This window comes from Pseudomonas sp. GD04019 (assembly GCF_029837695.1).
Taxonomy (GTDB): Bacteria; Pseudomonadota; Gammaproteobacteria; order Pseudomonadales; family Pseudomonadaceae; genus Aquipseudomonas.
The window spans coordinates 18,606-39,729 of the sequence record NZ_JAOEEA010000004.1; the positions used below are offsets into that span (position 1 = coordinate 18,606).

A 21,124-nucleotide genomic window follows, 5' to 3' on the forward strand; every position below is an offset into this window, starting at 1 on the left:
TCGCTCCTTATTATTCTTGTCGGCGCGTATGTATGGGTTGGCCAGATGGCCGTCAGCGCAGTCGCAACAGCCTACTGCGCTTGCCATAGCAAAGGATGAGCCAAAAGAGTGATTTGCATCGCATTTTTGGCGTCGCGGAGCCGGCGCGGCTCTGCCTGTGCTAGCGGGCTCAGAGGGACGGCTGCTGCTGCCAGACCTTGGGCTTGAAGTAGAGCGTCTCGCCGCGGGCCAATCCGCTCAGGCTGTCGTGGTCCTTGACCACCTCGGCCTCGATCAGCTCGTCCTGGCCGTCGACCTTCAGGGTCACCCGGGTAATCGCACCCAGCGGGCGGATATCACGCACCTCGGCGCTGCGGTGTTCCTCCACCGCCTGACGCGACAGCGACACCTCGTGCGGGCGAAACAGCAGGTGCTGGTCCTCGCCGATGTGCAGGCGGTTGGAGTCGCCGAGGAAGTGGTAGACGAAGTCGCTGGCCGGCTTTTCGTAGACCTCGCCGGGCGAGCCGATCTGCTCTATCGAGCCCTTGTTCATCACCACGATGCGGTCGGCCACTTCCATGGCTTCTTCCTGGTCGTGGGTGACGAACACGCTGGTCAGATGCACTTCCTCGTGCAGGCGCGCCAGCCAGCGGCGCAGTTCCTTGCGCACCTTGGCGTCGAGAGCGCCGAAGGGTTCGTCGAGCAGCAGTACCTTGGGCTTCACCGCCAGGGCGCGGGCCAGGGCGATGCGCTGGCGCTGGCCGCCGGACAGCTGCTCCGGGTAGCGGTCGGAGAGCCAGTCGAGCTGGACCATGTTGAGCAGCTCGTGCACGCGCTCGGCGATTTCCTGCTCGCTGGGCTTCTCGCCCTTGGGCTTCATGCGCAGGCCGAAGGCGACGTTGTCGAACACCGTCATATGACGGAACAACGCATAGTGTTGAAAGACGAAGCCGACATTGCGATCACGCACGTCGTGGCGCGACACGTCCTCGCCATGGAACACGATGTTGCCGGTATCCGGAGTTTCCAGGCCGGCGATGATGCGCAGCAGGCTGGTCTTGCCGCAGCCGGACGGGCCGAGCAGGGCCACCAGCTCGCCACTGTTGATGTCCAAGTTGATGTCGTTGAGCGCGCGGAAGGCGCCGAAATGCTTGCTGACGTTACGGATTTCGATGCTCATGGTGAGCCTACCCCTTGGATAAATCGCGCGTGCGTTGCAGCCCAAAAGCACGCCAGGCAAGGCGCGGGGCGAAGGTAATGGTGATTCCCTTATCGAGCCCCGCAACGCCGCATGGCGTGCTTTTGGGCGCAACCCGAAGGGCCGGGGCCATTTTTCCGCATGGCTGCGTCAGTCGTCGTTCATTTGGAATAGCCAAACTTCGCTCCTCCTTTCTTGCCCTGCGGAAAAATGGCCGCCGGCGCAGGCGTGATTTATCCAAGGGGTAGGCTCCTATTCCTCGTCGGCATTCGATTTGAGGCGGGACAGACGCGCTTCGCTCCACTGCTTGAGCAGCAGGATGATCAGGGCCAGGGCTAGCAGCAGGCTGGCCACGCTGAACGCGGCGACGTGGTTGTATTCGTTGTAGAGAATCTCGACATGCAGCGGCAGGGTGTTGGTGTAGCCACGGATATGGCCGGACACCACCGACACCGCGCCGAACTCGCCCATGGCCCGCGCGGCGCACAGCACCACGCCGTAGATCAGGCCCCATTTGATGTTGGGCAGGGTCACGTGCCAGAACATCTGCCAGCCGTTGGCGCCGAGCAGGCGCGCGGCCTCCTCTTCCTGGGTGCCCTGTTCCTGCATCAGCGGGATCAGTTCGCGGGCGACGAAGGGCACGGTGACGAACACGGTGGCCAGGACGATGCCCGGCAGGGCGAAGATGATCTGGATATCGCGCTCCTGCAGCCATTCGCCGAAGAAGCCCTGGGCGCCGAACAGCAACACATAGATCAGGCCGGCGATCACCGGAGACACGGAGAACGGCAGGTCGATCAGCGTCACCAGGATGCTCTTGCCGGTGAACTCGTACTTGCTCACGCACCAGGCGGCGGCCACGCCAAACACCAGGTTGAGCGGCACCGAGATGCCCACGGCGAGCAGGGTCAGCTTCAGCGCGCTGATGGCGTCCGGCTCGATCAGCGCGGTGGAGAAGGTGCCCAGGCCGAGCTTCAGCGCCTCGTGCAGCACCACCAGCAGCGGCAGCAGCAGGAAGATGGCGAAGGCCAGCCAGGCGCCGATGATCAGGGCGATGCGCCCTGCCGCGTTGCCACGCCGTGCGGCGTTGGCGGCGGCGCTGGTCGACAGGGTTGCGGTAGTCATGGCGGCCTCCTTACGGGCGTTCGATGCGGCGCTGCAGCAGGTTGATCAGCAGCAGCAGGATGAAGGAGACCACCAGCATCAGCACACCGATGGTGGTGGCGCCGTGGTAGTCGTACTGGTCGAGCTTGACCATGATCAGCAGCGGCAGGATCTCGGTCTTCATCGGCATATTGCCGGCTATAAAAATGACGGATCCGTACTCGCCGACGCCGCGGGCGAAGGCCAGGGCGAAGCCGGTCAGCCAGGCCGGCAGCAGCGCCGGCACCAGCACATGGCGGAACACCTGCAGCGGCTTGGCGCCCAGGCAGGCGGCGGCCTCTTCGACCTCACGCGGAATGTCCGCCAGTATTGGCTGCAGGGTGCGCACCACGAAGGGCAGGGTGACGAAGGTCAATGCCAGGGTGATGCCCAGCGGGGTGTAGGCGATCTTGAAGCCGAGCCAGGTGGCGATCTGCCCGACCAGGCCGGCCGGGGCGTACAGCGCGGTGAGGGCAATACCGGCGACGGCGGTGGGCAGGGCGAACGGCAGGTCGATCATGGCGTCGATCAGCTTGCGTCCGGGGAAGGTGTAGCGCACCAGCACCCAGGCCAGCAGCGTGCCGATGATGCCGTTGACGACGGCGGCGGCGAGGGCGGTGGAGAAGCTCAGCTTGAGCGCAGCGAGCACGCGCGGCGCGCTGATGATGGTCCAGATCTGCTCCCAGCTGAGCTGGGCGGCATGGACGAACATGGCACCCAGGGGAATCAGCACCAACAGGCTGAGGTACACCAGGGTGTAGCCCAACGTCAGCCCGAAGCCGGGTATGACGGGGGAAATGCGGCGTGACATGGTCTGTCCTTACTCTGCGTTGGAACGCTTGGCCTTTGCACAAGACCTGCACGTCGAGGCGGTAGGGTGGAAGTCGTTTTCTACTTCCACCACGGCACCCACGCGGAGGTCGATGGTGGATCGGTGAAGCGCGATCCACCCTACTGGCTACGTTGGCCGCGGAGTCACCCGCGGCCACCAGCCGGCTTACTGCGCCTGGTAGATCTGGTCGAAGATGCCGCCGTCGTTGAAGAACTTCGGTTGCGCTTCTTTCCAGCCGTTGAAGTCCTTGTCGATGGTCACCAGCTTCAGCTGCGGGAACTGCTTGGCATATTCGGCGGCGACCTTCTCGTCACGCGGACGGTAGAAGTTCTTCGCGGCGATGCGCTGGCCTTCCTCGCTATACAGGTACTGCAGGTAGGCGGTGGCCACTTCGCGGGTGCCTTTCTTGTCGACGTTCTTGTCGACCACGGCCACCGGCGGCTCGGCCAGGATGGACAGGCTCGGCGCGACGATTTCGAACTGATCGCCGCCTTGCTCTTTCAGCGCCAGGAAGGCTTCGTTTTCCCAGGCCAGCAGCACGTCGCCGATCTGGTTGTTGACGAAGGTGATGGTCGAGCCGCGGGCACCGGTGTCCAGTACCGGCACGTGCTGGTACAGCTTCTTCACGTATTCCTGCGCCTTGGCGTCGCTACCGTAGGTCTGCTTGGCCCAGGCCCAGGCGGCCAGGAAGTTCCAGCGGGCGCCGCCGGAGGTCTTCGGGTTCGGGGTGATGACTTCGACGCCCTGCTTGGTCAGGTCGCCCCAGTCCTTGATGCCTTTCGGGTTGCCCTTGCGCACCAGGAACACGATGGTCGAGGTGTACGGGGTGCTGGACTGCGGCAGGCGGCTCTGCCAGTCGGCGGGGATCAGTTTGCCGAGCTTGTTCAGCTCGTCGATGTCGCCGGCCAGGGCCAGGGTCACCACGTCGGCCTTGAGGCCGTCGATCACGGCGCGAGCCTGCTTGCCCGAGCCTCCGTGGGATTGCTGGACGGTCACCGCTTCCTTGCCCTGGGCGGTCCAGTGCTTGTTGAAGGCGGCGTTGTACTCCTGGTACAGCTCGCGAGTCGGGTCGTAGGACACGTTGAGAATCTCCGCAGCGGCGGCGGCTTGGCCGGCGACCAGGACAGAGGTCAGTGCGGAGGCCAGTGCGGCCAGGGCGAAACGGCGAATGGACATGGTGCAGCTCCTGAAATCTGGGGATGTTGTTCTGTGTTGGCCTGGGGACATTGCGCGGGTGCCGTAGCGCTCACTGACGCATTCGCGCTGGGCAATCACAGGGCCGCTGCATGGGCATGCTCGTGGCGCGTGTGCTGAGGTTCATCAATGGCGCCCTCCGGTGGTCCAGTCGGGTTTCGCGGGTGATCAGGCCTGCTTGGCGTTCTGGGCCTGCAGGCGGAATTTTTCCTTGCGCTCGATCTGCACCACCTGGCCGTTGTGCACGGTGATTTCCACTGAACCGAAACGCAGGTTCTGCAGGGCTACTTGGATTTCGCGCAGGATGCCGGCTTCGTCCTGGCCTTCGACGCTTCTGAGAGTTGCGCTCATGACTCTGCTCCTTGGATGAGGCCCGGGTTTGGGCGTGGAGCGGATGGTAGGGGGGTGATATATATTCTTAAAAAGAATGTTTATTCATTTATTTATTCTTTTAAGGTCTATAAGTGTTCGCTATACCGCGGAATCTGCTGCGGGTTCCCGCTTCCTGACTGCAGAGTCGAAATTTCTGCCGCTCGTCACAACGCCCGGTTGCCGCCCTCGCCAGCGGGTCGGCCGGGCGCATAGTCTTCAGGACATGAATGTGACAAGGCGACGTCCGATGGACGACAACGAGCAGGCTCCCAGCGAGCTGGAGACCTTGACCCTGGCGCTGTTGCACAGCCGGGGCGAGGTCGAGCGCCTGCGTGAACGCGAACTGCTGGTCAGCAGCCTGCTAGCCGGTCTCAACGCCGTGCTGTGGGCCTTCGACTGGGAGCAGCAGAAGGTGGTCTACGTCAGCCCGGCGTATGAGCAGATCTTCGGCCGCAGCGCCGCGCTGCTGCTGGCCGACTACAACGAGTGGCTCAACAGCATCTACCCGGACGACATGGAGTACGCCGCCCAGAGCCTGGCGTCGGTGCTGGAGGTGGGCTCGGTGGAGCAGCGCGAGTACCGCATCATCCGTGGCGACGGCGAGGTGCGCTGGCTCAGCGACAAGTGCTTCATCAGCCCGCCCAACCTGTTCGGCGGGCAGACCCTGATCGTCGGCATCGCCGAGGACATCACCGAGAAGAAGGTGCTGCAGAGCGAGCTGCATCGTCTGGCCACCAGCGATGTGCTGACCGGCGCGAGCAACCGTCGGCACTTCTTCGACCAGGCCGGCACGCTGTTCGACGAGGCGGTCGCCAACGGCCGGCCGCTGTCCTTCCTGCTGCTGGATATCGACGACTTCAAGAAGATCAACGACGGCCACGGTCACCAGATGGGCGACCGCGTGCTGCAGCGCGTGGCCCATTGCGGTGCCTACGTGGTGCGCCGCGACGACCTGTTCGGGCGCATCGGCGGCGAGGAGTTCGCCATCGTCTTCCCCGGCTGCGACAGCGAGCAGGCGCGCCAGGTGGCCGAGCGCCTGCAGCGCGAGGTGCAGCGTCTGCAGTTCCACAACGACGGCCTTAGCTTCGGCGTAACCATCAGCCAGGGCATCACCAGCCTGCGCGAGGGTGACGAACTGGACGATCTCTATGCCCGCGCCGACGCCGCCATGTACCAGGCCAAGCGCCAGGGCAAGGACTGCATCGTCCTTGGCTGAGTCGCCTCTGAATGCATCTGGAGGGCCAACTCTGCGTGAGTGGCGGTTGCCAGTTGGTCGGCAGAGAAAACCTAAAATGGAATAAGTAAATGAATTCTTATTCCTTAACTTGTAATCCTTCCCTGCCTAGACTGGCCTCCGCAAGCTATCGAGGAGCCCCGTCATGGCCAGCCAGACCACCCGTTACCTGATCCTGCCAGGATGGCAGGGTTCGCCGGACGACCATTGGCAGAGCCATTGGCAGCGCAGCCTGCCGCATGCCAGTCGGGTCGAGCAGGCGGACTGGGACAACCCCGACCCGCAGCGCTGGGTCGCTGCCCTGGAGCAGCAGGTGGCCGCCGCCCGTGGCCCGCTGATCCTGGTGGCGCACAGCCTCGGCTGCGTCACCGTGGCCCGCTGGGCCGCCCAGGCATCGCTGGCTTCCCTGCGCAAGATACGCGGTGCCCTGCTGGTGGCGCCGGCCGATGTCGAGCGGGCCGGCTGCCCCGAGGCGCTGCGCGGTTTTGCCCCGATCTCCCGCGAGCTGCTGCCGTTCCCCAGCCTGCTGGTCGGCTCGGACAACGATCACGCCGCCAGTGCGCCGCGCGCCCTCGAACTGGCCCGCGCCTGGGGCGCCCAGGCGGCCATTCTGCCGGGTGCCGGGCACATCAACGTGAAGTCCGGTCACCAACGCTGGGAGCAGGGCTTCGCCTACCTGTACCGCCTGCAGCGCCAGATCGAACAGCAGGAACGCCTGCGCGCATGAATACCAAGTGCCATGCGCCACGAATGTGCCCGCTGCGGCGCCGCGTCCAGCCCATTCCCATCTGAGCCGCCGGCAGTCGGCGGCTCGCCGTGACAAGAGATTCCGCAATGAGCCGCCCAGATTTCCCCCAGCAAGCCCTGCTGACCTTCGGCGACACCGAGAAGAGCCCGCTGAGCATCCGCGCCAAGGCGCTGGTGTTCGTCGACCCGCGTTCGCGCCAGCTGCGCGAGCAGGCCAATAGCCTGGCCACCGCCGAGCTGCCGGTGCTGATCCTTGGCGAAACCGGTACCGGCAAGGAGCTGCTGGCCCGCCACGTGCACCGCGAGAGCGAGCGCGGCGGCCTGTTCGTCGCCGTCAACTGCGGCGCCATCAGCCCGCAGTGGGGCGAGGCCGAGCTGTTCGGCCATGCCGCCGGCGCCTACTCCGGTGCCGCCAGCAGCCGCGCCGGCTGGTTCGGCTCGGCCAATGGCGGCACTCTCTACCTGGACGAGATCGGCGACCTGCCGCTGGCGCTGCAGGGCAAGCTGCTCAGCGCCCTGGAGACCCGCGAAGTGCAGCGTGTCGGCGGGCAGCAGGCGACGCCGGTGGACGCGCGCCTGGTAGCCGCCACCAGCATCGACCTGGCCCAGGCGGTGGCCGCCGGCAAGTTCAACGAGCGGCTGTTCCTCTACCTCAACGAGGGGCGCCTGGAGCTACCGTCGCTGCGCGAACGGCCGGGCGACATCCTGCCGCTGGCCGAGTACTTCCTCGGCATCTACGCCCAGCGCCTGGGCCTGGAGATCCCACAGATCGGCACGGATGCCCAGGCGGCGCTGGAGGGCCATCCCTGGCACGGCAATACCCGCGAGCTGGAGAACGTCATCCACTTCGCCCTGCTGGTGAGCAGCGGCGCGGAGATCCTGCCGCAGCACCTCAACCTGCCGGCGGTCTCGCCGCTACAGGCCATCGAACGCCAGCTGGCGCTGCTCCGCGACGAGGAGCGCCAGCTGCTGCGCCAGCGCCTGGCGATCTAGTCGCCGAGCTGCTCCAGCCACTGCGCTTCCAGCTCGGCGACCTTGGCCACCGAGGGCCGCGCGGCGATGCGCTCGACATATGCCTGGATCACCGGCATTTCCGGCACCACGCCGAAGCCGATGGTCCACTTCAGCGCGCTGCCCCAGAGAATGTCGGCGCTGCTAAGGCGCTCGCCGAGCAGGTAGGGGCCCTGTTCCAGTTGCTGCACCAGAGTGCCGAGCATGGTGTCGAAGTCGCCATAGGGGCTCATCGGCTGTGGCGGCACATGCTGCTGGGCGCGGTCGGCGATGGCCGGCTCGAAGCTCGATCCGTAGAACACCAGCCAGCGCAGCCAGGCGCCGCGCTGCGGGTCGCCCAGCGCCGGGGTGAGGCCGGCTTCCGGGTACAGATCGCTGAGGTAGATGAACACCGCGCCCTGCTCGGTGATCAGGGTGTTGCCGTGGAGAATGGCCGGCACCTTGCCCATCGGGTTGATCGCCAGGTACTCGGCCTGGCGCGTCTGTCCCTGCTTGATGCTGAGCAGGCGCGGGCGGTAATCGGCGTGCAGCTCCTGGAGCAGGATGGCGGTGCTGGTGGAGCGGCTGCGCGGCGAGTGAAAGAAGGTGATGCGGCGGTCCTGTTGCATGACAGCCTCCGGTCTGGTCGGGTAGTGAACGCTAGTCCAGGCGAGGGGCCGCTGTCGGGGTGGCGGATGAAAGGCGCGGATCGAGCGGCTCGCGTATCAGGCACCGGCTCTGCTGGAAGGCAGCAGGTTCAATCTTCGGCCAAGGGCAGGTTGTGGGCGGAGAGGATCGCATCCCACTCTTTTTCGAACTGGTCGCTGGATGCTGGGCTGTACAGCGTCGCGAGGTAGATAGAGTCCTTGCGTACCTCGGCGTGGCCACACTCGTAGCAGACGATGAAGTCGTAGGTATGCCCCATAGCCTGAACACTCACGCCGTGTCGGGGTGAGAAGCACCCCGCAATGGCTGGTGGTTGTGGCATCTCTGCCCATGCGTGCAGGTGCTCTAGAACCCTTTGGCGGGGTTGGCCGGAAATCTTGGCATGACCTAACGCTGGCCAGCCGAGGTAGCAGTCACCTACGCAGGTCCCTTCCGGATAGCGCGCAGGATCTGCTGGGGAAAGAGAAAAGAATTTAACTTCCTGCGCATTGGCGATGACGTCTAGCACTTCGTCCTTGTTGTCTGCCGATGCGCTACTGCCCATAAGTAACGATGCGGCGAGAGCGGCCGCCGAGATGATTTCCTTAAGCATTTGCGTAGTCCCTGTTCTGCAACGAGCTGCGAGGCTAGTACATGCACAGGGCAGGGCAAAGAGGCTGGATAAAAAACGAGAGCCGCCCTGCCTGGTAACGGCTCCCGTGCAAAACGTGTGAGTCAGGAATACAGCGACGGCGTGGGCGGTACGCCGCTGGTCAGCCACTGGCCAATGTCGCGCACCTTGTAATCCAGCGGGTCGTGCAGGCTGTGCACCCGCACGTTGCGCCAGAAGCGGTCGAAACCGTAGCGCGAGGCAGTGGCACGGGCGCCCATGGCCTCGAACACCTGGCTGGTGATCTCCAGCGCCGCGCGGGCCGAGGCCACCCGCGCCTCGGCGATCAGCAGCGCCACTTCGCCACGTTCGGCGGCGCCCAGGGCCGGTTTGTCCCAGGCCTGTTGCAGGCGCTCGGCGGCCTGCTCGGCCTGCAGCAGGGCGCCGCGGTAGAGCAGCCAGAGTTCGCCGTAGCGTTTCTGGATAAAGGGGTCTTCGCGCGCCTCATCGACCCCGGCGCCGGGCCAGGGCCGCGCCTGCTCGCGGGTGTAGCGCAGGGCGCCATCCAGCGCACCCTGGGCGTTGCCCAGGTAGAGCTGGGTGAGGATCAGCTGCGACACGCACACCCGCAGGCTGCTGCGCGGGCTCTGGCCGCCGGACACCAGCAGCTCGTCGCGGTCGACGAAGACGTTCTCGAACTGCACGGTGCCGCTGTCGGTCTGGCGCTGGCCGAAGGCATCCCAGTCGTCGTTGATCGCCAGGCCCTCGCGTTGCGCCGGCAACACCAGGAACACCCGCTCCGTGGCGCTGGTGCCGCGCGGTGCGCTCACCACCAGGGCATCGGAACCGAGGGCGCCGGAGCAGAACGACTTGCGCCCGTTCAGCTCGAAGTGTTCCTCGCGCGGCGCCAGGCTCAGGCCGAGGTCGCGGCCATTGGTGGCGTTGCCCCAGAACCAGCGCTCGCGCACCGCGCGGGTCAGCCAGTGGCGCTGCTGTTCGGCGCTGCCGTGCAGGAGAACGGTGGCCACCTGCAGGTGGTTGAAGGCGAACAGGTGGGCCAGCGAACTGTCGGCCGCGGCCAGGTGGCGGACGATGCGATAGATCTCCGGCCAGGAGCGTTCCTGGCCATCGAAGCGTTGTGGAATGGCCAGGCTCAGCAGGCCACTGTCGCGGATCAGCTCGCGTTCGGCACGCGCATGGCCGCCACGGCGGTCGCGCTCCACCGCGCTTTCCGCCAGCTTGCGCGCCAGGCGTTCGACGCGGGCGGTGAGGTTGCCGAAGTCGGCGGGGAACAGCCGCGCATCCAGCAGCGGTTCGGCCTGTGGATGCAGGTGGCGGGCTTCACTGACCATCGCGCGGCTCCGGTTGCCAGATGGCCACCTGGCTGGCGTCCACGCGCTTGGGCAGCAGGCCTTCGGCGAAGAAGGCATCGGCGATCTTCTGCTGCTCGGCCAGGCTGCCCGGCTGCACGGCACGCACCTGATAGCTGCGGCGGCCGTTGGCCTGCTGGACGATGGCCGAGTCGAGGTTGCCCCACAGCGGGCCGAGGATCTTCGCCGCGTCGGCCGGGTTAGCGCGCAGCCAGTCGCCGGCCTTGACCAGCTCGCCATACACGGTCTGCAGCACCTGCGGGTGCTGGGCGGCGAAACTTGTGCTGGTCAGGTAGTAACGCTGGTAACTGGCCAGACCCTGGCTGTCGGCCAGGGTGCGGGTCGGCAGCTGGCGCTGGGCGGCGCTGAGGAAGGGTTCCCAGATCACCCAGGCGTCGACCTTGCCGTTCTCGAAGGCGGCACGGCCGTCGGCCGGGGTCAGGTAGGCCGGCTGGATGTCGCTGAACTTCAGGTTGGCCTTGGCCAGCGCGGCGATCAGCAGGTAGTGGGCGCCGGCGGCCTTGGTCACCGCCACCTTCTTGCCCTTGAGGTCGGCTAGGGCCTGCAGCGGCGAGCCATCGCGCACCAGGATCGCCTGGGCGGCCGGCGAGGGCGCTTCCTGGGCGAAGTAGGCGAGTTTGGCGCCGGCGGCCTGGGCGAACACCGGCACCGTATCGGCGACATCGGCGGACAAGTCGATATTGCCGACGTTGAGTGCCTCCAGCAGCGGCTGGCCGCTGGCGAACTCGTGCCAGCTGACCTTGATGTCCTGACCGGCCAGGGCTTTTTCCAGGGTGCCCTGGCTCTTCAGCAGGCTGATCAGGGTGGAGGATTTCTGGTAGCCGATGCGCAGGGCGGTTTCGGCGTGGGCGGGCAGGGCGGCGAACAGCCCGAGACTCAGGCCGAGGCCGAGCAGGGTGCGGCGGGAAAGAGAATGGCGGGACATGACAGGCCTCTTGTCAGGGCGCGTCCCGGCGGTACGAGGCGGCGGAACACGGAAACTTCAGAAGAAACAGGGCGAAGTCCGGTGATCCGGTAGAGCAAAGCTAGTCGATCTAAAAAACCGCCGGCCAATACTTTTCAGGAATTAGCTTATGAGTCTGTTCGATGACGACTTATATTCTTTTTAGTTACATAAAAGTGAAAAATAATTCTTTTTGGAGATTATGAAAATCCCCTAGATTTGCCGCCAAGCCGCCAGCGGACCACCGCACCGAGCCCGAACTTTATAAGGGGCTCCATCGCCAACCCGAGCCCCAGACAACTAGAACAGCATCTGGAGCATCGAGCATGAATAAGTCGTCCCTGGCCCTGGCTATCGCCCTCGGCGTGATCGCCCAGCAGGCTTCCGCCGCCGGCTTCATCGAAGACAGCAAGGCCACCATCGGCCTGCGCAATTTCTATTACGACCTGAACACCAAGAACACCGCCGACGATCGCGGCGCAGTCAACGAGTGGGGCCAGGGCTTCCTCTTCAACTACACCTCCGGCTACACCGAGGGTACTGTCGGCTTCGGTCTGGACGCGGTCGGCCTGCTCGGCCTCAAGCTGGATGGCGGTGGCGATGGCGACGTCAGTGACAGCCGCAAGCCCGGCCAGCTGTTCCCGCTGGACCGCGACGGCAAGGCCGTGGACGACTACAGCAAGGCCGGCGTGACTGCCAAGGTCCGCCTGTCCAAGACCGAGGCCCGCCTCGGCACCCTGCAGCCCAAGCTGCCGGTGGTGACCTTCAACGACGGTCGCCTGCTGCCGCAACTGTTCGAGGGTGGCCAGGTCACCTCCAGCGAGATCGACAACCTGACCCTCACCGCCGGCCAGCTGGAGCACACCAAGACCCGCTCCTCCACCGACGACATTTCCCTGCGCATCGCCGGCGCCACTGCGGTTGGCGGCGTGCAGGCCGACAGCAACAAGTTCTACTACGGCGGTGCCGACTACAAGATCGGCAAGGACCTGCTGGCGCAGTACTACTACGGCAACCTGGACGACTTCTACAAACAGCACTTCCTCGGCCTGACCCACAACTGGGCGATCGGTCCGGGCGCGCTGAAGACCGACCTGCGTTACTTCCACAGTGATTCCGATGGCAAGAACGGCAGCCTTGCCGGTCGCGCCGACGGCTATCTGGCCCAGGGCGAGATCAACGGCGCCAACCGGGTGACCGGTGTCGAGGTGGACAACGACACCTGGAGCGCCCTGTTCACCTACACCCTTGGCGGCCACGCGCTGAGCGCCGGCTACCAGCAGGTCTCGGGCGACAGCGCCTTCCCCTTCCTCAACCAGGGTGACGGCTCCACCGCCTACCTGATCACCGACCGCCAGATCGGCAAGTTCCTCTCCGCCGGCGAGCGCACCTGGCTGGCCGAGTACGCCTACGACTTCACCAAGGTCGGCGTACCGGGCCTGAAGGCCACCGCCACCTACCTGTCCGGTGACAACATCGATGCCGTTGGCGGCGACCGCAAGGAATGGGAACGCGACTTCCGCCTCGACTACGTGCTGCAGGAAGGTGCTCTGAAAGGCCTCGGCTTCTCCTGGCGCAACGCCTCGCTGCGTGGCAACACCACCGCGACCGATGCCGATGAAAACCGCCTGATCGTCAGCTACACCCTGTCGCTGCTCTGATCGACAACGGCGGGGCTGCGGCCCCGCCCTCTCCTGACCTGGCCGCCAACGGTTGGGAAGGCCTCACCCGAGTCCAAGGAGATTCCCATGAAAAGCTTCAAGCCCCGCCATCTGCTCGCCGCGCTGCTCGCCACCACCCTGCCGCTCGCTACCCACGCCGCCGAACCCAAGGAAGTCCGTCTGGACTACGCCTACTACGCGCCGACCAGCCTGGTGCTGAAGGATCAGGGCATCCTCGAGAAACGCCTGGCCGCCGACGGTATTTCCGTGAAGTGGGTGTTCAGCCAGGGCAGCAACCGCTCCCTCGAATATCTCAACGGTGGCAGCGTCGACTTCGCTTCCACTGCCGGCCTCGCCGCCGTACTGAGCCGCGCCAACGGCAGCCCGGTGAAGACCGTGTACATCGCCAGCCGTCCGGAGTGGACCGCCCTGGCCGTGCCCAAGGATTCGTCGATCAAGACCCTGGCCGACCTCAAGGGCAAGAAGGTCGCCGCCACCAAGGGCACCGACCCCTACCTGTTCCTCCTGCGCAGCCTGCACAGTGCCGGCCTGGGCAAGGGCGATGTGGAGATCGTCCACCTGCAGCACCCGGATGGCCGCGTGGCCCTGGAGCGTGGCGACGTGGACGCCTGGGCCGGCCTCGACCCGCACCTCGCCGCCAGCCAACTGCAGGCCGGCTCGCGCCTGCTGTACCGCAACGTCGACTTCAACAGCTACGGCGTGCTCAACGTCAGCGACAAATTCCTCAAGGAGCAGCCGCAGCTGATCGGCAAGGTCATCGCCGCGTACGAGGAGGCGCGCCAGTGGACCATCGCCCACCCGCAACAGACCGCCGAGCTGCTGGCCAGGGAAGCCAAGCTGCCGCTGGAAGTGGCCAAGCTGCAACTGTCGCGCACCGATTTCAGCAATCCGCAGCCGGGTGCCGAACATGTCGCCGCGTTGAAGGCCGCCGCGCCGATCCTGCTCGACGAGCAACTGGTGCGTCCTGGCACCGACGTGGCCGCCGTGGTCGATCAGCTGATCAGCCCGCAGCTGGCCGTCGGCGTGATTGGCCAACCAGTGGCCAAGGCAGAGCAATAAGTCATGCCTGCTAGCAGTCTGCTCGCCACCCTGCTGGCCGCCCGTACGGCCGTGCGTGGCGAGCACGAGCTCAGCACCCTTCGCCCATGGTCGGGCAACTGGCGCGGGCTGCTGCTGCCGCTGGCGCTGCTGCTGGTGCTGGTGCTGGAGGCGCTGGTACGCCTGGACTGGATACCGGCGCACCAGCTGCCGGCGCCCAGCCAGGTCGGCCAGACCCTCTGGTGGCTGGCTGTTGGTGGCGAGCTGTGGGGGCACATCGGCGTCAGCCTGGCGCGGGTCGCCGCCGGTTTCGCCATCGGTGCGGCACTGGCCGTGCTGATCGGTGCCTGGGTCGGCCTCAGCCGCCGCGCGGAGAGCTACTTGGAGCCGACCTTCCAGGCCCTGCGGGCGATCCCCAGTCTGGCCTGGGTGCCGTTGCTGCTGCTATGGCTGGGCATCGACGAGACACCCAAGGTGGTGCTGATCGCCCTCGGCGCCTTTTTCCCGGTCTACCTGGCGCTGCTCGCCGGCATCCGCAACGTCGACCGCAAGCTGGTCGAGGTGGGGCGGTTGCATCGTCTGTCCGGCGTCGCCCTGACCCGGCGCATCCTCCTGCCGGCGGCGCTGCCGAGCCTGTTCACCGGCCTGCGCGGGGCGCTCAGCCTGAGCTGGATGTTCCTCGTCGCCGCCGAGCTGATCGCCGCCACCCAGGGCCTCGGTTATCTGCTCAGCGACGGTCGAGAGACCTCGCGCCCGGACCTGGTGATCGCCGCCATCCTCCTGCTCGCCGTGCTCGGCAAGCTCAGCGACGGCCTGCTCAAGAGCATCGAGGTGCGCGCCCTGCACTGGCGCGACAGCTTCGTCGGCGGGGAGGGCTGAGATGAGCGCATTGCTGGAACTACGCGGCATTCGCAAGGCCTTCGCCCGCCAGCGGGTGCTGGACGATATCGACCTCAGCCTGGCGCCGGGCGAGATCGTCAGCCTGCTCGGCCCCAGTGGCTGCGGCAAGAGCACCCTGCTGCGCATCGCTGCCGGCCTCGACCAGGATTTCACTGGCGGTCTGGCGCATAACCCGTTGCTGGATTTCGGCGGTGGCAGCGGTATCGGCGTGGTGTTTCAGGAAGCACGGCTGATGCCCTGGCTGAACGTGGCGCAGAACGTCGGCTTCGCCGAGGGTCGTGGCGCCGATACGCAGTGGATCGAGCAGCTGCTGGAGGATGTCGGCCTGGCGGGGCAGGGCGGCAAGTTGCCCAAGCAGCTCTCCGGCGGCATGGCCCAGCGCGTGGCCATCGCCCGCGGCCTGTACCAGCGTCCGCAGGTGCTGTTGCTGGACGAGCCGTTCAGCGCGGTGGACGCCTTCACCCGCATGAAGCTGCAGGACCTGGTGGTGCGCCTGGCCGATCGCTACGGCATTGCCCTGCTGCTGGTTACCCACGATCTGGACGAGGCGTTCTACCTAAGCGACCGGGTGCTGATCCTCGGTGGCAGTCCCAGTCGCATCCAGCGTGAACTAGCTGTGCCGCTCCCCCACCCACGTGACCGCCGCGCGGTGGAGCTGGCCTACCTGCGCGGCGAGGCGCTGACCGAGCTGACGCTGTAAACGAACCTCAAGGTGGAAGCACTTATCCGGGCCCGCGTGGCCCGGTTTTTTTATCAGCTGCGCTGCAGCGAAGAGGCGGCCAGGCCCAGCCCCAGTGCCACCAGCACGCCACCGATGGCCCGTTCGATCAGGTGGCGACTGCGGGCGACGAAGCCGCGCGCGGCCTCCGAGGACAACCCATAGGCCACCAGGGCGAACCAGAACAGGTGGGCCACGGCCATGAACAGGCCATAGCCGAGCTGGGTCAGGGTGGTGGTGTCCGGGCTGATTACCTGGGTGAATAGGGCGACCACGAACAGCGTGGTCTTGGGGTTCAGCGCGTTGGTCAGGAAGCCCACGCGCAGCGCTTGCCAGTCGCTCAGTTGCGGTGCGGCCACTGCTTGCTGCGGGTCGACCTTGCGGCTGCGCAGCATGCCGATGCCGAGCCAGATCAGGTAGGCGGCGCCGGCGAACTTGACCAGGTTGAACAGCAGGATCGACTGGGAGATCAGCAGGCCGATGCCAAGCATCGAGTAGGTCACGTGGACCAGCACGCCGAGGCTGATGCCCAGCGCCGTGAGCAGCCCGGAGCGGCGCGAGAGAAACATGCTGTTGCGGCTGACCATGGCGAAGTCGGCGCCGGGGCTGATCACGGCGAGCAGGGTGATGGTGACGACCGAGACGAGTTCGAGCATGGCGCAGTCCGTTTCGCGGGTGGGCTGCTCAAGATGGCGGCAGCCGGCGCTGCCTGCAAGCGCGGGTTTCACACGCCCTACGCTGGCGGCGAAAGTAGGGCGGGTGAAACCCGCGCGGTCTTACTCGCCACCCGGTATGTCTGAGCCCTTCGAGCCGCCCCAGTCCGCTGGATAGGTGCCCCGGCGCACGTAGCGATGGAAGGATGACCAGGGCCAGTCGGCGACGCGCTGTACCAAGCCATGTTTGAGTGGATTGCCGTGCAGGTAGTCGAGATGGCTGCGCAGATCGGCCTCATCGCGGATCAGATGTTCCCAGAATCTGTTCTGCCAGAGGCTGCTCTGGTTCTTTGCTCTCCGCCGCCCGCTCAGTAGTTCCGGACGGTGATACGACGGACAGGCCGCAGCGACATGGCGCTTGATCAGCCGCCAGCGGTCGGAGAAATCTGCATCACCCTCAGGCAGGGTCCAGATCGTATGCATATGGTCTGGCAGCAGCACCCAGCCATCGATGCGGAATGGCTGCCGACCTCGCACCAGGTCGATGGCCTCGCGGAGAGCTTCCCGCACATCGTCTTTGGTCAGAATGGCCTGACGGCCATAGGTGACGACGGTAAAGAAGTAGGTTCCACCGGGAACAATGGCACGTCTGTAATAGGGCATCACAACATCCTTGTTGTGGCGAGTGGCTCGGGCAGTCTAATCCGGCACGCGGGTTTCACCCGCCCTACGGTAGGGCGGGTGAAACCCGCGCCTGGGCACAATTCCCTCTCTACGCCTGCGCCAGCTGGCGCAGATATTCCGCGCTCTCTTCATCGGCCGGGAAGAAGGTCTCCAGGGCCAGTTCGGCCAGGGTCACGTCGTTGGGCGTGCCGAACACCGTGGTGGTGCTGATCATGCTCAGCACGCCGTGCTCGGTGCGGAACTGCAGCGGCATCAGCACGCTGTCCGGTTGCGGCTCGGCCTTCTCGGCGGGGGCCGGGTAGCTCAGCAGTTCTTCCTGCAGGGACATCAGCTGCGGATCGCCGCTGATGTCGATGTCGTGCTGCAGGCGCATCAGCAGGTAGGCGCGCCACTGCGCCAGGTTAACGATGCGTGGCGCCAGGCCGTCCGGGTGCAGCGACAGGCGCAGCACATTGAGCGGCGGGCCGAGCAGCTCGGCCGGCACACCGGCGAGGAAGGGTGCCACCGAGCTGTTGGCCGCCAGCAGGTTCCATTGGCGGTCGATGGTCAGCGCCGGGTAGGGCTCGTGAGCCTTGAGCAGTTGCTCGATGGCGGCGCGGGCGGCGGCCAGAGCCGGGTCGTTCAAACCATGCTGGCTGTACAGCGGTGCGTAGCCGGCGGCGCTGAGCAGGCGGTTGCGCTCGCGCAGGGGAATCTCCAGCTGCTCGGCCAGGTGCAGCAGCATTTCGCGGCTGGGCAGGGCGCGGCCGGTCTCGACGAAGCTCAGGTGGCGGGTGGAGATATCCGCCTCGCAGGCGAGGTCGAGCTGGCTCAGGCGGCGGCGCTGGCGCCACTGGCGCAACAGGGCGCCGACGGGGTGATTGGCTGTGTTCATGGGAACGGACGATAGCCCAGGGGCGTCATCGCGGCCATTACCTGGTAGGTAATCGACGCGCATCCGCTTGTAGGCGAACTCTATGGCCAGGCGCCAATCCGGCGCTGTCACCTGGAGGTTTTGCCATGACTACCCTGAACGCTTCACCGCTGCTGCGCCGCGCTCTGCTCGCCGATGGCCTGATGGGGATCGCCAGCGGTTCGCTGCTGATCCTGCTCAATAGCTGGTATGCCAATCTGCTGGCCCTGCCCGGTGATCTGTTGCTGGCCGCGGGGCTGACCCTGCTGCCACTCGGCCTGTTCCTCATGTGGATGGGTAGCCAGGAGACGGTCAGTCGCCGCCTGGTGTGGGTGGTGCTGGCGATTAACGCGATGTGGGCCATCGACAGCCTGGTGCTGTTGTTCTCCGGCTGGATCTCGCCCAACCTGCTCGGCCAGATCTTCGTCATCGGCCAGGCCGCGCTGGTGCTGCTGTTCCTGGAGCTGGAGCTGATCGGCCTGAAACGCTCGGAGCCGGTACTGGCCTGATGGCCTATCGAGTAGTAACCCGGGTCAGACGCACTATCTCACCCGGGTAGCCTCCCAGATGCCCGCTGGGGCCGGCGAAGAAGATGCCGTCGACTGTCAGCTGGTGGTCATCGAGATACTGGAGTGAGGTGGTGTCTTTGACCATGGCAGACCATCTGCCAATCCAGAGTGAATGCTCCCCATCGCTGAGGGTCGACGACTCATAGCCCAGACGATAGGAGCCGGATGTCGTGATTCTTTTGCCGTCGTAGCGCTCGGGAGAGCTCAGCAACTCTGCGATGCTTACTGCAACCGGTAGACGATTATCACCTTGAGAGATGCGCTCTCGCTTCTGTAGCCCATGTCGAGAAGCTTGTTCATCGAAGAACGTGCGAATTTCAGCGATTACATCGCTGCGTGCATCTCCGGCTTCAGTCGTAGCAAAAGACAGGCGAGTCTCCTGACAGTCTGCCCGGAAGTTGAGATAGGTCTGCTGGGGCGCTGGTGAGCTGGGATCGCTTTGTAGGTTGAAGATGCCGAGGGTCTTCAGCCGTTGTGCCAGAGCCAGCATTTCATTGACGCTGGGGCCCGGCTGGTCCGGATAGAAGCGGTTGTAATCCAGGTTCGAGTCGGTGGCGACCTCTCTGGTGCTACCCATTACCTCTAGGGATTTACCGTACTGGAACAGGCCCGTCTGGTTGAGCAACAGTTGCTCATCGACAGATGTCACTCCGTCGTCGTCGCTCACCTCCCCGCGAGTGGTGAAGTGCAGAAAGACGCCGTCGCATTCCTGTGCCATTGCTCCCGTACTGGTCATTGCCATCGTGAGCGCCAGCCCTAGTACCTTGTGCATATCCCTTGCTCCGGATTAATCCAGGTTCGGACGCTACCGATTCGGTATTTCAGGAGCAATAGCAAGAAGCCCGGCATATGCCGGGCTTCGGGGTTATCACTGGGCGGTGTAGATCTGGTCGAACACGCCACCATCGTTGAAGTGGGTCTTCTGGATGCTCGGCCAGTCGCCGAAGGTCTTGGTCACGCTGAAGAAGCTGACCTTGGGGAAACGGTCGGCGAATTCGGCGAGGATCTGCGGATCACGCGGGCGCAGGTAGTTGTTGGCGGCGATGCGCTGGGCTTGCGGCGACCACAGGTACTTCAGGTAGGCCTCGGCCTCGGCGCGGGTGCCTTTCTTGTCGACCACCTTGTCGATCACCGTTACCGGAGGCTCGGCCTCGGCGGAGACGCTGGGGTAGACCACCTCGAAGCTGCCGCGGCCGAACTCGCGGGCGATCATTTCGGCCTCGTTCTCGAAGGTCACCAGTACGTCGCCGATCTGGTTCTGGATGAAGGTGGTGGTGGCGGCGCGGCCGCCGGTGTCCAGCACCGGTGCCTGCTTGAACAGCTTGCCGACGAAGGCCTTGGCCTTGGTCTCGTCACCGCCGTTCTGCAGCACGTAGCCCCAGGCGGAGAGGTAGGTGTAGCGGCCGTTGCCCGAGGTCTTTGGGTTAGGCACCACTACCTGCACGCCATCCTTGAGTAGGTCCGGCCAGTCTTTCAGCGCCTTGGGGTTGCCCTTGCGCACGATGAACACGGTGGCCGAGGTGAAGGGCGCGCTGTGGTTCGGCAGGCGCTCGGCCCAGTCCTTGGGCACCAGGCCGCCGTTGTCGGCCAGGGCGTTGATGTCGGTGGCCATGTTCATGGTGATCACGTCGGCCGGCAGGCCGTCGATCACGGCGCGGGCCTGCTTGCTCGAGCCGCCGTGGGACATCTGGATCTGCAGCGGCTTGCCGCCCTCGGCCTGCCAGTGCTTCTGGAACGCGGCGTTGTAGTCCTTGTAGAAGTCGCGCATCACGTCATAGGAGACGTTGAGCAGGGTCGCCGCCTGGGCGGAGGTGGCAAGAGCGAAGCCGGCGGCCAACAGCGGGAGGGGCAATAGGCGTTTCATCTGGCGTCCTTGGAAGGTAGATAGCGCCGCCGACTATAGAAGGCGTTTTTTATTCTTTGAAAGAATAATTGATTCGATGCTTATGTCTTTCTGTTGCGATGTTTTATAGCTCTATATGGAATAAATAAATCGTTATTTATTCTTTTTATTCCATTTCGTTCCTGAGCATAGTGGCCCCACGCAACGCACAGCCAAGGAGCAGCACCATGAGCATTCGCCTGGGCGATATCGCCCCCGACTTCGAGCAGGACTCCAGCGAGGGTCGCATCCGTTTCCACGACTGGCTGGGCGACGGCTGGGGCGTGCTGTTTTCCCACCCCGCCGACTTCACCCCGGTGTGCACCACCGAGCTGGGTTTCACCGCCAAGCTGAAGGAAGAGTTCGCCCAGCGCGGCGTCAAGGTCATCGCCCTGTCGGTGGACCCGGTGGATTCGCACCTGCGCTGGATCAATGACATCAACGAAACCCAGTCGACCCGGGTCAACTTCCCGATCCTGGCCGACGCCGACCGTAAGGTCTCCGGCCTCTATGATCTGGTCCACCCGAACGCCAACGACACCCTCACTGTGCGTTCGCTGTTCATCATCGACCCGAACAAGAAGGTGCGCCTGATCATCACCTACCCGGCCAGCACCGGGCGCAACTTCCACGAGATCCTGCGCGTCATCGACTCGCTGCAGCTCACCGACCACCACAAGGTCGCCACCCCGGCCAACTGGCAGGACGGCGACGAGGTGGTGATCGTGCCGTCGCTGAAGGACGAGGCGGAAATCGCCCGCCGCTTCCCGAAAGGCTATCGCGCGGTGAAGCCCTACCTGCGCCTGACGCCGCAGCCGAACCGCTAAG

At 65.1% G+C, this 21,124-nt stretch carries 23 protein-coding genes; 9 read left to right on the plus strand and 14 right to left on the minus strand.

Going from position 1 to position 21,124, the window contains the following annotated elements; translation table 11 throughout:
* Positions 1-169: 169 nt before the first annotated feature.
* From N7607_RS07525 to oscA, 5 genes are all read right to left on the minus strand, one after another.
* The gene (locus N7607_RS07525; protein ID WP_279865689.1) at positions 170-1,159 is read right to left on the minus strand and encodes a sulfate ABC transporter ATP-binding protein; all 990 of its coding nucleotides are present in this window, start codon (positions 1,157-1,159) and stop codon (positions 170-172) included.
* A gap of 270 nt (positions 1,160-1,429) precedes the next feature.
* The gene (cysW, locus tag N7607_RS07530; protein ID WP_279865688.1) at positions 1,430-2,302 is read right to left on the minus strand and encodes a sulfate ABC transporter permease subunit CysW; all 873 of its coding nucleotides are present in this window, start codon (positions 2,300-2,302) and stop codon (positions 1,430-1,432) included.
* A 10-nt stretch (positions 2,303-2,312) separates the two neighbouring features.
* Positions 2,313-3,131, minus strand: coding sequence for a sulfate ABC transporter permease subunit CysT (gene cysT, locus N7607_RS07535; protein WP_279865687.1), 819 nt, complete (start codon positions 3,129-3,131; stop codon positions 2,313-2,315).
* Between the two features lie 186 nt (positions 3,132-3,317).
* The gene (locus tag N7607_RS07540; protein ID WP_279865686.1) at positions 3,318-4,328 is read right to left on the minus strand and encodes a sulfate ABC transporter substrate-binding protein; all 1,011 of its coding nucleotides are present in this window, start codon (positions 4,326-4,328) and stop codon (positions 3,318-3,320) included.
* A gap of 186 nt (positions 4,329-4,514) precedes the next feature.
* Positions 4,515-4,697, minus strand: coding sequence for a sulfur starvation response protein OscA (oscA, locus tag N7607_RS07545; RefSeq protein WP_137973777.1), 183 nt, complete (start codon positions 4,695-4,697; stop codon positions 4,515-4,517).
* A gap of 268 nt (positions 4,698-4,965) precedes the next feature.
* Between oscA and N7607_RS07550 the strand changes: the two genes are divergently transcribed.
* From N7607_RS07550 to N7607_RS07560, 3 genes are all read left to right on the plus strand, one after another.
* The gene (locus tag N7607_RS07550; protein WP_279865685.1) at positions 4,966-5,934 is read left to right on the plus strand and encodes a sensor domain-containing diguanylate cyclase; all 969 of its coding nucleotides are present in this window, start codon (positions 4,966-4,968) and stop codon (positions 5,932-5,934) included.
* A 163-nt stretch (positions 5,935-6,097) separates the two neighbouring features.
* Complete coding sequence (locus tag N7607_RS07555; protein WP_279865683.1) at positions 6,098-6,679, plus strand: alpha/beta hydrolase; 582 nt, start codon at positions 6,098-6,100, stop codon at positions 6,677-6,679.
* Positions 6,680-6,786: 107 nt separating this feature from the next.
* On the plus strand, positions 6,787-7,692 hold the full coding sequence (locus tag N7607_RS07560; protein ID WP_279865682.1) for a sigma 54-interacting transcriptional regulator: 906 nt from the start codon (positions 6,787-6,789) through the stop codon (positions 7,690-7,692).
* Here N7607_RS07560 and N7607_RS07565 read toward each other — a convergent pair.
* The 4 genes from N7607_RS07565 to N7607_RS07580 form a co-directional block, all read right to left on the minus strand.
* Positions 7,689-8,318, minus strand: a complete 630-nt coding sequence (locus N7607_RS07565) for a glutathione S-transferase family protein (protein WP_279865681.1) — start codon at positions 8,316-8,318, stop codon at positions 7,689-7,691. The genes N7607_RS07560 and N7607_RS07565 overlap by 4 nt on opposite strands.
* Before the next feature lie 128 nt (positions 8,319-8,446).
* Positions 8,447-8,947, minus strand: a complete 501-nt coding sequence (locus N7607_RS07570; RefSeq protein WP_279865680.1) for a hypothetical protein — start codon at positions 8,945-8,947, stop codon at positions 8,447-8,449.
* 122 nt (positions 8,948-9,069) lie between these two features.
* Complete coding sequence (locus N7607_RS07575; protein ID WP_279865679.1) at positions 9,070-10,296, minus strand: acyl-CoA dehydrogenase family protein; 1,227 nt, start codon at positions 10,294-10,296, stop codon at positions 9,070-9,072.
* Positions 10,286-11,260, minus strand: coding sequence for an aliphatic sulfonate ABC transporter substrate-binding protein (locus N7607_RS07580; RefSeq protein WP_279865678.1), 975 nt, complete (start codon positions 11,258-11,260; stop codon positions 10,286-10,288). The genes N7607_RS07575 and N7607_RS07580 overlap by 11 nt, the downstream gene beginning before the upstream one ends.
* A gap of 344 nt (positions 11,261-11,604) precedes the next feature.
* On the opposite strand from N7607_RS07580, the gene N7607_RS07585 reads away from it, so the two are divergent.
* The 4 genes from N7607_RS07585 to N7607_RS07600 all read left to right on the plus strand — a co-directional run bounded on the left by N7607_RS07585 (position 11,605) and on the right by N7607_RS07600 (position 15,598).
* Complete coding sequence (locus tag N7607_RS07585) at positions 11,605-12,939, plus strand: OprD family porin (RefSeq protein WP_279865677.1); 1,335 nt, start codon at positions 11,605-11,607, stop codon at positions 12,937-12,939.
* A gap of 87 nt (positions 12,940-13,026) precedes the next feature.
* A complete protein-coding gene (locus tag N7607_RS07590) occupies positions 13,027-14,019 on the plus strand; it encodes an aliphatic sulfonate ABC transporter substrate-binding protein (protein ID WP_279865675.1) in 993 nt (330 codons plus the stop codon).
* A 3-nt stretch (positions 14,020-14,022) separates the two neighbouring features.
* Positions 14,023-14,877, plus strand: a complete 855-nt coding sequence (locus tag N7607_RS07595; RefSeq protein WP_279865674.1) for an ABC transporter permease — start codon at positions 14,023-14,025, stop codon at positions 14,875-14,877.
* A gap of 1 nt (position 14,878) precedes the next feature.
* Positions 14,879-15,598, plus strand: a complete 720-nt coding sequence (locus N7607_RS07600; protein WP_279865673.1) for an ABC transporter ATP-binding protein — start codon at positions 14,879-14,881, stop codon at positions 15,596-15,598.
* Positions 15,599-15,651: 53 nt separating this feature from the next.
* On the opposite strand, the gene N7607_RS07605 is transcribed toward N7607_RS07600, so the two are convergent.
* The 3 genes from N7607_RS07605 to N7607_RS07615 form a co-directional block, all read right to left on the minus strand.
* Positions 15,652-16,272 carry a LysE family transporter gene (locus N7607_RS07605; protein WP_279865671.1) on the minus strand — a complete coding sequence of 207 codons (621 nt, stop codon included), beginning with the start codon at positions 16,270-16,272 and terminating at the stop codon, positions 15,652-15,654.
* Between the two features lie 120 nt (positions 16,273-16,392).
* On the minus strand, positions 16,393-16,932 hold the full coding sequence (locus N7607_RS07610; protein ID WP_279865669.1) for a transposase: 540 nt from the start codon (positions 16,930-16,932) through the stop codon (positions 16,393-16,395).
* Between the two features lie 109 nt (positions 16,933-17,041).
* Complete coding sequence (locus tag N7607_RS07615) at positions 17,042-17,827, minus strand: helix-turn-helix domain-containing protein (RefSeq protein ID WP_279865667.1); 786 nt, start codon at positions 17,825-17,827, stop codon at positions 17,042-17,044.
* 125 nt (positions 17,828-17,952) lie between these two features.
* Here N7607_RS07615 and N7607_RS07620 point away from each other — a divergent pair, with 125 nt between their 5' ends.
* Positions 17,953-18,354, plus strand: coding sequence for a hypothetical protein (locus N7607_RS07620; RefSeq protein WP_279865665.1), 402 nt, complete (start codon positions 17,953-17,955; stop codon positions 18,352-18,354).
* A gap of 4 nt (positions 18,355-18,358) precedes the next feature.
* On the opposite strand, the gene N7607_RS07625 is transcribed toward N7607_RS07620, so the two are convergent.
* Positions 18,359-19,186, minus strand: coding sequence for a hypothetical protein (locus N7607_RS07625; protein ID WP_279865663.1), 828 nt, complete (start codon positions 19,184-19,186; stop codon positions 18,359-18,361).
* Positions 19,187-19,282: 96 nt separating this feature from the next.
* Positions 19,283-20,278 (minus strand): sulfate ABC transporter substrate-binding protein, encoded by a 996-nt coding sequence (locus tag N7607_RS07630; RefSeq protein ID WP_279865662.1) that lies wholly within the window; start codon positions 20,276-20,278, stop codon positions 19,283-19,285.
* A 206-nt stretch (positions 20,279-20,484) separates the two neighbouring features.
* On the opposite strand from N7607_RS07630, the gene N7607_RS07635 reads away from it, so the two are divergent.
* Positions 20,485-21,123 (plus strand): peroxiredoxin, encoded by a 639-nt coding sequence (locus N7607_RS07635; RefSeq protein WP_279865660.1) that lies wholly within the window; start codon positions 20,485-20,487, stop codon positions 21,121-21,123.
* Position 21,124 lies beyond the last annotated feature (1 nt).